This window comes from Paenibacillus hubeiensis (genome assembly GCF_032334105.1).
In the GTDB taxonomy this organism is placed as follows: domain Bacteria; phylum Bacillota; class Bacilli; order Paenibacillales; family Paenibacillaceae; genus Paenibacillus; species Paenibacillus hubeiensis.
The window spans coordinates 714276-728152 of record NZ_JAVYAE020000002.1 but is presented as its reverse complement, the minus strand read 5'-3'; the positions used below and the strand labels follow the sequence as shown (position 1 = coordinate 728152).

The 13877-nt window shown below is 48.4% G+C and carries 6 protein-coding genes; 2 read left to right on the top strand and 4 right to left on the bottom strand.

Translation table 11 applies throughout. The annotated features are described in order from the left end of the window. The first annotated feature begins 98 nt into the window (after window positions 1-98). Window positions 99-893, top strand: coding sequence for an SDR family NAD(P)-dependent oxidoreductase (locus RSX24_RS09750; protein WP_343260429.1), 795 nt, complete (start codon window positions 99-101; stop codon window positions 891-893). A 170-nt stretch (window positions 894-1063) separates the two neighbouring features. On the opposite strand, the gene RSX24_RS09745 is transcribed toward RSX24_RS09750, so the two are convergent. Next, window positions 1064-1915, bottom strand: coding sequence for a helix-turn-helix domain-containing protein (locus RSX24_RS09745; RefSeq protein WP_343260428.1), 852 nt, complete (start codon window positions 1913-1915; stop codon window positions 1064-1066). 117 nt (window positions 1916-2032) lie between these two features. Here RSX24_RS09745 and RSX24_RS09740 point away from each other — a divergent pair, with 117 nt between their 5' ends. Beyond that, a complete protein-coding gene (locus tag RSX24_RS09740; protein WP_343260427.1) occupies window positions 2033-3202 on the top strand; it encodes an epoxide hydrolase family protein in 1170 nt (389 codons plus the stop codon). Between the two features lie 438 nt (window positions 3203-3640). On the opposite strand, the gene RSX24_RS09735 is transcribed toward RSX24_RS09740, so the two are convergent. The 3 genes from RSX24_RS09735 to RSX24_RS09725 all read right to left on the bottom strand — a co-directional run bounded on the left by RSX24_RS09735 (window position 3641) and on the right by RSX24_RS09725 (window position 13867). Beyond that, entirely contained in the window at window positions 3641-10957 is a 7317-nt protein-coding gene (locus RSX24_RS09735; RefSeq protein ID WP_343260426.1) for a DUF5695 domain-containing protein, read from the bottom strand. Between the two features lie 1131 nt (window positions 10958-12088). Then, window positions 12089-12505: a helix-turn-helix domain-containing protein gene (locus RSX24_RS09730; RefSeq protein WP_236412798.1), complete on the bottom strand. Its 417-nt coding sequence runs from the start codon at window positions 12503-12505 to the stop codon at window positions 12089-12091. Between the two features lie 402 nt (window positions 12506-12907). Then, window positions 12908-13867 carry an L-threonine 3-dehydrogenase gene (locus RSX24_RS09725; RefSeq protein WP_339272263.1) on the bottom strand — a complete coding sequence of 320 codons (960 nt, stop codon included), beginning with the start codon at window positions 13865-13867 and terminating at the stop codon, window positions 12908-12910. Window positions 13868-13877: the final 10 nt, after the last annotated feature.

Below are 13877 nucleotides of genomic sequence, written 5' to 3'. Positions count from 1 at the left end.
CGTTAAAAGTGTATTAGAAAATTATACTCAATCATAGAAATCGCTTCAATTCAATTTGAAACATTTCAAACCATTACCGACTTTAAAGGAGACAGGCCATGCAATCAATAACACAGCACAAAAATTACAACTCTCAGGGAATGCTTATCAATAAAGTAGCTCTGGTTACAGGGGCCAGCCGCGGCATCGGAGCTGCGGCAGCCAAACTCTTCGCCGAAGAAGGAGCGGCGGTTACTCTCGTCGCAAGAACAGAAGCAGCTCTACGCTCTGGAGTTGAGGAAATTATCGCGAAAGGCGGTAAGGCCGATTACATTGTAGCCGATCTAGCCGATTCCGCCAGCATCGAACGGGCGGTTCAAACGACCGTTGAGCGTCACGGTCGCCTGGATATAGCATTCAATAATGCTGGAATCGGGGCTCCCCTTTCCCCCTTAACAGAGGTCTCAGAAGAGGATTTCGACCTTCTTCAAGCTGTAAATTATAAAGGAATCTGGGTGGCAATGAAAGCGGAAATCAAGGCAATGATCGATACTGCAGGTACCGGTGCCATTGTCAATAACAGCAGCGTCGGCAGCTTCAGAGGTAATCCGGGGTTGTCTGTCTACGGAGCCGCCAAACGGGCTGTTAATAGTCTGACCGAGACGGCTGCCATTGAATACGGACCTTCAGGTATCCGCGTAAACGCTGTTGCACCTGGCACCACCATGACTGAGATGATCGAGGGGTTAGTTGCACAAGTTCCAGATATAATCGAAAAAAGCAGCTCTGTGACGCCTCTTAGGCGTCCTGCCGATCCTCATGAGATCGCACAAGCGGCTGCCTGGTTATTGAGCGATCGCGCCTCTTACGTAACAGGCGTAGTTCTGCCGGTGGACGGTGGAACAAGAGCGTAATCCCATACGGAAGGAGTATCCCAAAGGGTCCATTGACCTGGGATGCTTCTTCCGTATGTTATCACACGCTCCGAGAATGAATCCTTCCCACAAAAGATGACGGCTGTTACTTATCCCTGAATTCTTGCATCTTCCTAAGCTTTGGGCACCGGGATCCTAAGGGCATTCGTCTATAAAGCTCCTGCCAGCTTGCGGGAGGTCAGCCGGTAGGTGGTCGGAGACATCCCCAGCTTGGCCGTAAACTGTTTGATGAAATAAGTATCATACTCAAACCCCGTGGCACGGGCAATTTCAATCAGGCTCATATCGGTATGGGTCAGAAGGTCACGCGAAACCTTTAACCGATAGGCGATCAGGTAACCCATCGCCGTATTTCCGCACCTTTCCTGAAACCGTTTATTCAGCGATACACGGTTCAAATGGGCGCAATCCGTTAGTTCCTGCAAGGCAATCTTTCGCGAGTAATGCGTATGGATGTAATCCAGCACGGCATCGACGGGCGAGTGCTCCCTCTGCTGATTCAATTCCTCGAGCAGGCCTAAAATCTGGATCAGGTATCTTTTGATCCTGCACACCCAAAGGGAGTCGCTTTGCGCTTGAACCTCCGTGCCCAGCACAAAAAAACATTCAAATAGCAGCGGATAAGCCGTTTCGGTTATACGGGGTGCACCATAACAACCCTGCTCTCGTTGAAATAGGGAAAGGCCTGTATGAATCCTTGGCACTGCCGGAAACGACTTTGTTTCAGAAAGAACAGTCGAGTTCATAAAGTCCAGATGAAAGCTGAAGGATTGGGCAGCAATGCTGCATTTTTCCGTTATCTCCACCTTATCCCCGTCTGCCAGACAAAGAATTCCGGGGGCGCTTATCGATACAGGTCGCTCGTTGAGAGTACCTTGAAGGCTTCCGAACGTAATAAAAATCAGCGTAAGCCGCTCAGGATAAGGCAGTGCCGTAAAACTCTCCACCGGAGCAAATTCTATGTTTACGGTCCGGTTTTTGTATCGGTCTATTTGAGGCATCTTGGTCATCCACCTATCAAATCGTATAGTTAAATGCTTCATTTATAACAGTGTATCATGCCGGCACGAAGGATATAATGGCGTTGTGAATCCACAGGAAAAAGGAGGAGCAGCGTTATGGCTGTTGAACGATTTCACATTCATGTCTCTGATGAAGTCCTTGATGACCTGCAAGACAGGCTGCACCGTGTCCGCTATCCGGATCAGCTGGAAAACGCCAATTCCCATTGGGAACGGGGGACGAATCTGCAGGCTTTAAAATCGCTCATCTCGTATTGGAAGGACCATTATGACTGGCGCGCCCAGGAATCGGTCCTTAACCGGCTGTCCCAGTACCGCTGTCAAATCGACGGAATCGATGTACATTTCGTCCATGAACGCGGGAAAGGTTCCGAACCTTTGCCTTTAATTCTCACCCACGGGTGGCCGGACAGCTATCTGCGTTATCAAAAAATCATCCCACTGCTGACCGATCCGGCCAGCTATGGAGGAGACCCTGCGGATGCTTTTGATGTCATCGTCCCTTCGTTACCCGGCTTCGGTTTCTCCGGCCGTCCCGCGCATGCCGGCGTAAACAATTTTCGAGTCGCCGAAATGTGGGCTAAACTCATGACGGAGGAATTAGGTTATGGTCGGTTTGGTGCCGCCGGCGGCGATATCGGCTCCGGCGTAACCCGCTACCTGGCTTCCAGCCACCCCGGACAGTTAGTTGGCATACACCTGACGGATATCGGCATCATCCGGGATCTTATGGCTGCGCCGGAGCCGGACAAACTTTCCGAAGAAGAGCGCCAATACAGGAAAAACGCCGCAGAATGGATAGCCAAAGAAGGCGGTTATATGACGCTGCAATCGACACGTCCGCAGACGCTCGCATACGGCCTTTCCGATTCTCCGGCAGGTTTAGCGGCCTGGCTCATGGAGAAATTCCGGGCCTGGAGCGATTGCGGCGGCGACCTCCTGAACACGTTTAGTTCGGATGAACTGATTACCCATATTATGATTTATTGGGTTACCAACACGGCAGGCTCATCAGCCCGGATGTATTATGAAAATGCAAATACATTGCCGCCGCTGGCCCGTATAGAAGTCCCGACGGGGCTGGCCTTGTTCCCGGCAGATATTCTGCTGCCTCCCAAGGCTTGGGCTTCCCGCAGCCTGAATATTACCCGCTGGACTCCGATGCCCCGCGGAGGCCATTTTACCGCCTTGGAAGAACCCGAGGCGTTGGCCGAGGATATCCGCGCCTTTTTCCGGCCGCTTAGGAACAAGAAAATTCGTCCGTGACAAAATATTGTTAGATACCGAAACACGGTAATGATCCGCTTTCCCGCGCCGTCTGTCTGCAACATATGCATCTTAACGCCAAATCCCCTCTGAAAGTAAAGTCATCCGGGATGGATGGTGAGCATCAGCCCGTTAGCTTAAATGATATCTCGGTAAAATTAGTTTTTTGACTGATCAATGGTACAATGTACACTTATCTTCAGCTCAAAAAAGTTATAAACCGTCTATTTAGCTAGATTTTATGGTAATTCGCTTTTGGCATGAGGTATGATTTTTCAAATTGCTAATGTTTAGATAAACATTTAATCAGAAATGCCACATTATTCTTGTCCCTCGACACCCGTTTATCATGTTAATGACGGATTAATAATGTAATCTTCTCCTAATTTAAGACGACCTTGGTCCTGCACAAAACAGGATCAAGGTCGGTTTCTTTGATTATAGCTGCAAGAAAATCTTATACAGAACCTGAGCTGCTTCTGCTCTGGTTGTCGTTCCGTCAGGACTCAAGATGACATTGCTTCGCCCGTTTATGAAACCCATTTTAACCATTGCAGCCATGTCATCAACAGCGTACTTTGCTACATTTGCCGCATCTGTAAATCTATTGAGATCCTCAGCTGTACGGGTCTGCTCGGTTTTGCCCACTGCCCGCAAAGCCCGCATGGTCAGCACAGCCAAATCTTGTCTAGCAATGTCCGTTTCCGAATAGAAGCTGCCGTTCGAGCCCAGGGTGATCCCGAGTGCTTTCGCGATTCCGATTTCCTCATAGTAGAGGTCTGTTCGCTTTATATCACTGAAGGTGGTGTTGAACTCTGCTTTGAGATCCAGTGTCCTTACCAACCAAGCTAGATACTCACCTCTTGTGACCTTTTGTCCGGGACTAAAGCTTGTTGCCGATGTCCCGTCGATGAATCCTTTGGACGCCATGGTTTCAACCGCTGGTGCGTACCACGAATCCTTGATGACATCATTGAAGAACTTCTTCGTATAAACAACTGCATATTCACCTGTGCTTGCCGCTGGAAAAACCATGGCTTGTAGAGCACTGTCGTATTTGCCATTCAGCAGCTGAACAATCGTACTGTTTGCAGCCAAGTACGAAACTGTAAGGTATTTGGAATTGGCCAATTCTTCAACATCAGGAGCATAAAGCAGTCTGATTTCAGCCGGTGCATTCAAGGCTACCATTTCTTCTCCATCTAATTGAACAGCGAATGCAATAACAGGTCTGCTGTCTGTCACTGATTTTACATCTGAATGAAGCTTTACAGTATCTAGCCGGCTTAGTGACAGTTCTACACTCTTGGCACCTGATGTATACTTCAGCATATTAGAAGGTACGGTAACGGTTCCAAATTCCGTGTTAATCTCGATCTTGATGTTGGCATGCTCTGCGGTTAGTGCAGCGGCAGGAAGCTCAACCGCATAGGAATTGGCTCCCTCTGCTTTCGGAATGTCCACCATGATTGTTTTAATACTACTGCTATTCGCCTTTACATGCTCCAGAGCCTTATTAAGGTCTTCCTGCCGGATGGGTGCTCCTTTAGCTTTACCGGTTTTGGTATTCGTCTTTGGTGCCACAATCTTAATCCAATTCCCTTCGACTTTGATGTTTTCAGGAGCCGGTGAAGGTGTGGTCACTGACACAGGTCCATCCGTTGAAGGCGGTGTTTCCGTAGGCTTCGGATTGATGACTGGATTGCTGATAACGACAGTAAGAGATTGGCTCGCATAATGAGTTGCCGTTTCTTTATATCTTACTTCGTAGACTCCGTTGCCAAGACCTGTAACCTCTGTGCCTGTGATCGCATTCCAGCTGCCAGCGTCCCCTCCCACTTGCCGGTATTCCATTCCAGGACTTACACCAGTGATCTTGCCGTCCTTGGCCCCGGCTGCACTGACATTTACAGCCTTGACCTCTGCACTGGAAGGCGGACTTTGCTCCTGCTTGGTTCCGTCAGGCACAACGATCAGGATCGCAGGACTTGGATTGTTCAAATCCGTTCCGGCGTACCGGAGCTCGTAGCTGCCAGCCTCCAGTCCTTCAATGCTGGTTCCACTAACCGGCATGTAACCACCTTGATCCGTCCTCCGGTACTCCATATCAACAGTCACATTTTCAATTCTGCCATCATTTCCGCCTGCCGCTGTAGGCGGTGTAATGACGAGTCCTTCTGCTGTTGGTGCCTCTCTGTCTGCCTTGGCTTCATTGCGAATGTCCACGGTTACCGGCGGGCTTGCCTTTAGGATGTCTGTGGCTGCATACCGGATCTGATAACTGCCGGGCTCCAGATCGCTAATACTCGAACCTGTAACAGGCGTGTAGTCCTCTTCGCCCAGCTTCCGGTATTCCATCGTATCATCCAAACCCTCAATTATGCCTTTTATACCGGTATCCGAATTGGCGTGTGAGATCACCCACCCACTCGCATCGGGTGCAGCCTGCTCCTGTGTCTGCCCTTCCGGTATAACGACTTCCTTATCCGGGCTGGCGCTCAGCGAACCAGTCTTCATATACCGGACATAATATTTACCGGCGGTGAGACCTGTGACCTCAATTCCTGCAATTGCTGTATATTCTTCTTCGCCTTCCTTCTTATACTCCATTTCTGTTGTCACACCGATCAGTTTGCCGTCATCTCCATCAGGAATGGACGGTGCCACACCGGCCGGTGTTACTGGAGCCTCACGATCAGGACTGGATATGGCCTGGTGAACTTCCCATTCCCATAGGCCTACACCGTTATCGCCTGCCCGCGATTGCTTGGTCAGGGTCACTCGCACTGCCTTTACATTCAGCACCGAGTCAAACGTGTAGGGATTGGAGGATTCCGCCGGAGTATGTTCAACCACTTTGATTCCCTCCGTAACCGTTCCCGCAGTTACCCATTCATCAGTTGCGCTATCCGCCGGGATATAGGAATATACAATTTGGGTAGGCGGCTTGATTCCGCCGGCATCTGACCACAGCACCAGATTCGAACTCCGGATAGATGCACCCTGCGGCCATTCATATTGCACCCACTCCTCTGCGCCTTCATGACCCCAGGTTCCCCAATGCGAAATGTTGTTGCCATCTTTCTTTCCGTCGTTTACTGCAGCCAGACTCTCCCAAGGAGAGGTATAGCTGGAAGAAGCATTTGCGAGGAAGGCCATATTGCCGTCTCTCGGACTGAGCAGACGCAAATCCATCAGCAGCTTCTCAAGCGCCAGGGTAACTTCTTCGTCTGTGGCATTCATATTCTTGATCACAGCAGAAGCATCTGTCTTCGACGCTTCGATTGGCGCAAGGCCAGGATCTGCAAGGTTTGAAGCATTTAATGTATTTACATAGTTATAGACCTTGATCAGTTCTGACTTATCTACCGCTCCGGTATAGCCGTATACCTTCCATTCCAGAATACCGCTGCCATTAACGGAAGGCTTCATGTCCATACGAACACCTGTAATATAGGCGGGCTCAAAGGTAGTCGTATTGTATTTATTAAGTTCATTGCCCAATCCCTTTATGTCCCGCGGGGTGTACCATTTTCCATCTTCGCCGCGAAGCATAAGCTGCATATCCTTCGGACGGAAGTTCCCGCCGCCGTCCTGGAAGACATATACATCCATAGAAGAGGCCAGGAATGGCTGATCCCATTCATACGTCACCCATGCCGGATCTCCTTCTCTACCCCAGTTATGCCATGCACTGTTGGGGGCACCTCGGTTCGGAGAGAAATCTGCCGAGCTTTTAGGTTCAATGCCGTTATTCATCGCTTCCGGATAACCGTCGCCACCAGAGAAGCTGGCGGAAGCCTTGGCTGTCAGCGCCGCATTTTGCAGCTCAGTATTCACGACATGGACGGTAGCCCGAACCTCCAAAGCACTGCCAACGACGTTTCCTTTGGCTTCGAATTGGCCTGCACTAGCATAGAAGCTTGGATCAATAGCATCCCAAGTGATTTCCTGCTCTAGATACCCGTCCTCTGACAAAATATGGATTTGTCTAGGAAGTTCTGGTTCAATATCTTTCTTGGTGACAACGCTGAGTGCCCGGTAAACGTCAACGGTATCTTCCTTGATCTCTATCGTTACATCCTTGCTGGCCTTCTTGTCTCCGTCTGCCGCACTGAAGGTAAACGTGTAGGTACCTGCCTTGCTTACACGTGCATAGGCCGCTGTTTTGTCACCATCCACAAAGGAAATGTCCGCTGAACCTTCGGGCTTTTGCTTAATGGCCCATGAGTACTTCAACTGGGGTTCTTCTTCCTCGCTATGCACAGGATCGGGAATGGCCTCCCCGGACAATACCACGATACTGTTATTGCCAACATCCTGAACCGCAGACACTTGGCCAATTGCTGGAGGTTGTTTCTCCGGCGGTGAGGCCAGCTCGAAGTTTACTTGGTTAGAGCCCGTCAGTTGTCCATCACTTGCGCTAAGCATAACCGTATAAGAGCCTTCTTTGGTACCCGTAGCCTGTGTAATGCTTGCTTTCGGATGAGTAAAGGTGAGCTTGCCGCCATCCGGGGCGCTGACCACTTCCCATTGGTAAGACAGAGTCCCTTCAGGCGCGCCATCATCGGTTACAATCCCATTCAGCATAAATGGAATCAACGCCTGTGGATGTTGTGTCGCCAGCTCTGCAGTAATTTGCGGAGCTTCATTTTCACCGCCGGCTGACTTTTCAATGATCAATTCAGCACGCTGCACGCTACCCATCTGAAACATGGCAACGCCTTCATTGTTCTGAACATAGAACTGTCCGGCAGCTGCACCATTCAGCTTCATGGTATAGTATCCGTTCTCCATCCCCACTCCATCGAACAAAATCCGTGAAGTATGCTCTTTCCCTGATGGATTCAGGAGCTGAAGTCTAAAACCGTTACCATCTTTTTGAATTTGCGCGCTTTCTATTTTATCGCTTTCCAGCTCCAAATAGATTTTCTCATCGATCAGATTGATCCGCTTGCCGAAACCGTCTTTCGGCGTAATGTTGTAGCTGTTTCCTTCGTCACTCACCAGCGCTCCATAACCGAACAGCCCGAATATCGGATCTGTAACAATATCGGAGCTGATGCTGAGAAGGGAACCATAGAGGCCTTCTTCCGATTCGCCTGAAAAATCGTTCCAGCCGTTACTCATGACGCGTGAGCCGCCATCGTATACGTCCTTCGTGCCTGTGCCTCCTTTATACATCGAATATCTCCAAGAGGTGCTGCCAACGGAATTAGCCGAAATCTGTCCCATATTGACGGCGTTAAAGTTCGAAATCTTCGCGGCATAATTGCGCTGCTGTGCAATTGCCTTCTGCTCCACTGATCTGCCATCATTCTCATACCTAAGCCAGTCATCCATAATGTATCCAGCTAAAGACGCAGTATATTGAAAATTCCACCAGCCTTCACCGCCGCGGAATACGGGCACGGAATAATGGAACCAAGTAGGCTGAATCCCGCGCATGGCACGTGTTTTCCAATCGGCCATTTCCATACTTTTCTCAGCTGCACCTGTAAGAGAGTCTGCTGGATAGTACGTGCGCAGAGCCTTCGCTGCGGCATAAGCCCCTTCTTCGCCAGTATTGTCATATTCAAATTCCGATCCGTAAGGATAAGTGGCTCTAGTCATATTCCGTCCCTTGTCGAGGGCGAACTTCTTCTGCAGATTGGCTGACTCGGTCTGCATCCCCTCTTCCTTCAGTGCTTCAATCATATCCGGGATTTGCTGCTCGCCATAGAATCCGATGGCCCCGGTGGAAACGCGCTTATAGTAGATGTTATAAGCTTTCTCCAGATAAAACTGAGGCGATTCCCGGTACTCGATCAGATTAGGATAAGCCTTCTGAATCCGGTACATGTTGAAAAATCCGGTAGCTTCCATGATTTCGGAGAACGTACGTGTATAAGGCTTATCCTTGTCGGTGTACGCTCCAGAATCTTTCAGCCAGTTCGCAACGATATAGCTATCCTGAGTATTCTTCATGTATCGTTCCCACATGAAGTCGATCAGGTATGTCTCGATAGATCGAATTTCATCGGGGTTGGGAGCCAGATAGTTCTTCATCGTCATGAAATTAATGTTGTCATGGCTCCAGTCATCTCCCCAGTGGTTTGTGTTGAGATCCATGCCGCTTGAAAGATACCAGTCGAAATAGTTCCCGTAAGTTGGACTTTCCGGGTTGTTATCCTGTGTTTGCTCAACCATGAATTCGGAATGCGCATCCGAGATTGCATCCAGCTCGGCCAGAACATTGAACTCAAATTGAGTGAATTTATCTACCCATTCGTTGCCGTCCTTCAGCTTATATTCGATACGCACGCTGTTGTTGCCGATCGAATCAAACTGAAGCGAATAGATATGATGCTGTTCACCATTTACGATCTTGGTCTCCACAAACTCAACCGACTCGTTGTAACCGGGGTTTCCGTCAGGCAGTCCACGTCCGGCCCGCGAGTTGTCAACCATTTCCTTTCTGCTCTTCCCAGGCTTGATATCCGGAATATGCGCTTCGTCAAACGGATCATTCTCTGCCACATTTTGAATATCGATGGATTGTACATCAACGATACTGTCGTCATAGTGCAGGTCCAGCTTGACAGGCATATTGATGGCTGTCTGGAAGCCCGGCACCGCTACGGCATCAATCATGCCTGATTTATACAGGATGGACCGGAGATTGGCTTCACGGTCTTCCATTGAAGTCGAACTGTTATTAGGGCTTTGGGCGCTCTCCTGCGGCGTATTGTCGCCTCCACGGACTGCTGAAAATTTGAACTTATACGTCTTGGACTCATCCGGGCCTAGGACGAGGCTGGAAGCATCCGTAAAGTATCCGCGGCCCGTTTTCTGGATTTCTTTGGAGTGGATATAGAGCACGTTCAGCCCCGGATACCAGCCGCCACTGTCTCCTGTCCAGTTCTTAAAGGTGTCTGCAGCACGCCGCTCTCCTGCCTCATGCATCCAATAATCCACATACTCGATTCGAGCGCCGCTTTCCGGCACCGGAGTGAAGAGCATGAAGTTTCCCTCACCACTGGTGCGGATGGCATAAGAATATCCACTGTCAGCACCTGCGAAATTATGCACCGTCACACGGTCATCATAGGTATCGGATAAGGACTGGTATTTGTTGTTCCAGGGCATGGGCAAGCCGATATCCCCGAATTCGATATACTGATTGCTCTTGTTCTTCAGCGTAATCTCCCAAAGCATTGAACCGTCATCGGTCTCCATATCAAAAACGGATTTCACATCGAAGCCCTTCATTACCCGCTGGTCTGTAGAGTCCAGATTCTGTCCAATAAAGTTGACTTCTACCTTCTTGCCGTCTGCTGATGCTGTCTTGTTGATGTAGGGGTTATCCGGATTAATCGTTGAATATTGTGTAGATCCCCCGGCAGCCAATGTTTTATTGGTATCCACTTCTACAAAGCCGTCCCTGTTGTCAGGGAATTGTTCATTGGCACCCGTACGGTAGGAGAAGATCATTTCCCCCATCCATTGGTGCTGGGTACCATTCTGCGGCGATGTAGTGTTAGGCAGAACGAAATTGATCGGCTCCCCCTGTTTATTCGTAGGATTGTTGTTGATATAGAGCTCTTCAATCTGGCCTAAGTCGCCGACTTTGGCCGACAGGCTGGCATTGGAGATAGCGGTCTTGACTGCAGCAGCCGCAACCTCAGGCAAAGCACTAACCTGTAGCGGCAGACTTGGAATAGCCAGGAGCAGCGCGATCATAAGCGGCTTCCACTTCTTCGAAATCATTGTCATTATAACCTCCTGTATACATGTGATCATATCCATTAGGGGTTTAATTCTCTTAAAACCGGTAAGTATAGTTTCTTACACGAAATACCTTTGACCGATCAATCGAAAAATGACGTTCATGCTTTCGTCTAAAGTAGAATCTCTAAGTCGTTTGTTAAGATATCGAATCCTATAACCGTTATTCCACATACGTGGAACTTACATCGTTTAGCACCCCTTCAGATGATGATAGAATGCCCCACCTTCTCGTTCGACGCAGAGGCAATAAAAACAAGACAGAAGCTTGCGACATCCATTTCGTCAATAGAGGGATTTCTTTTAACCTTTCACCCCGCCAACCGTGAGACCTGAGATAAAGCAGCGCTGAAAGGCACCCACATGGTAATCGATACCACTGCAGCCACTCAGAGCCATCACTACAACAAGAAGACATACCCCTAACCATACCTGCATTTTCTTCATGTGCAATCCCCTTCCCAAGGTTGTAATCCTGAATCCGTTTAAGGCTAGAAACTGAATTTCGTAAGCGCTTTATTTTCTATGTTACTTTCTGTATCCTAAAAAATAAATGCTCGATGCCAACATGAATTTTAAATATTTCAACCTGTTCGGAGGTGCCGGATTGGACTCGCCCGAGGGAGCTTAACGCCGCAACTGTTAGCCGTCGTAGACAGCTGCCGATCTCCGCGCCCCGCGTATCCGGAGAGGACTAGGATGGCGGAACTGCTGCGCGAACCGGCGTATCAGTCTATAACTTTATTTACTCGGTATAAAACATTATTCTGCAGTCTACTAGTTTATTTGCTTTGAACTGTCGTAGGGAATAAGCAAAAGCCGAACCCGTCTTTTGAACAGGGTTCGGCTTTCTTATTTACGTGCCGGAAGCTAGGTGCATGTATCCTTTGTTTACTGGTATTTTGCGTACTCATCTTTTAACCAGAGCTTATTGTTCTGCACGATGTATTGCTCAGATTCAGTTGATATTTCACCTTTATTAATACATGACCACCCGTGTTTAACCTCTCATCGTGTCAGTTGTCCATAACAATGTGAACATTTTCATGTATTGTTGTACTTAATGAAGTTTTAAGTGCATGTGATCAATGTTTAGATATACATCAAATCGGCAATGGGCTAACCCTGGTTAGCTTTCCATGGCATATCTTCAAGGTTAACGCCAAACTTCTTTTCTACCTCAAGAATAATCGCCCCATCATCATTTTCCGTAATTCTATGACCCAGCAATACAGGGAATTTTTCGCTTGAGAATTTTTTTACCAACGATTCAGCTTCTTCCCGGCTAGGAACTTCAAATGTTTCAACGGTTTTAAGCAATTTCATGTTATTATTTCCTCCTTCTATTCCTAACAAATAGTCTGTTGTAACTCGGAAATACCTTGCAATTAAGGGCAGCATTTCTAAGTCAGGATAATTAGCGGATGTCTCCCATCTTGAAATTGTCTGAACCGAAACGGCTAGAGCATTGGACAGTTGCTCTTGGGTAATACCACTTTTCAACCTTAGTTTTCTGATGATCGAACCAATCTTCATGTTTGCACCCCTAAAGCGAATTTCTTACGTTACATTTAGATTTTACTGTTCAAGGAAATGTATAACCAGCACTTAAACCGAGAACAAACTTAACAAGTATGTTATGTTAAGATTGAATTAATCGGCTCGTTATCGCAACGAAGGCAGCCGATCTTTGTGGTCGGCTGTCTTCGGGGCATCATTAAGCTATATTTCACCCGACAGCTTAACCGTCAAGTTCAGCGACTTCAATGGGAATATGTCCTTGTCCCTCGACATTCTTCCAGCCCCTACTATTTCTCCTCACGGAAATGGAGGATGAAAAAAGAAGCTGCAACAAAAGGTCCGGGTAATGCCAAACCTCCTCTTGATGCAGCTTCTTTTGTACTTCTACTCGTTTTGCACAGCGAATTCATAATAACTTTAAGCTTTGCGAAGCATTTGTCTCTCGCTTAGCTGTGAAAGCATATCCTTCGTCATGGCCTTCAAGTCGTAGCGTGCATGAAATCCCCATTCTGTTTTCGCTGCCGTCGCATCAATGGAATGCGGCCAGCTATCGGCTATCGCCTGTCTCTTAGGATCAACGTCATAATCGAGGATAAAGCCGGGAAACTCCTCCCGAATCGCTGCAGCGATCGCCTCCGGATCCACGCTCATTGCGGTGACATTAAATGAGTTTCGGTGAATCAACCGGGAAGAATCCGCTTCCATTAAATCAATGATAGCATTCAGGGCATCCGGCATATACATCATGTCCATGCTTGAGTCTTTGGCGATATAAGATGTATACCGGCCAGCCGTCACGGCTGCGTAATAAATTTCCACCGCGTAATCCGTCGTTCCTCCGCCGGGAGGCGTCATATAAGATATTAAACCTGGGAATCGTAGCCCCCTAGTATCCAGGCCGTACTTGTGAAAATAATAATCACAAAGCAGTTCGCCGGACACTTTGCTCACGCCGTACATCGTATTGGGCCTCTGAATCGTATCCTGCGGGGTATTGTATTTCGGAGTCGTATGGCCAAAAGATCCAATGGAGCTTGGAGTGAACAATCTGCAGCCGAGCTCTCTGGATATTTCAAGTGCATTCATCAATCCGCCCATATTCAAATTCCAGGCAAGCAGGGGTTTCTCCTCTGCGGTAGCCGACAGCAGCGCAGCCAAATGAATGACGGTATCAACTTCGTACCGCTTGGCGATTTCGAACATCGCCTTATCATTCGTCACGTCCAGCAGCTCGAATGGTCCGGATCGGGTAATTTCGTGGGCTGATGACCGGAGATCCGTAGCAACGACGTGATCCGCACCATAAATCTCACGCAATTTAACAACTAACTCAGAACCGATTTGGCCCAGTGCTCCGGTCACCAATATCTTGTTCATAAGACATTCC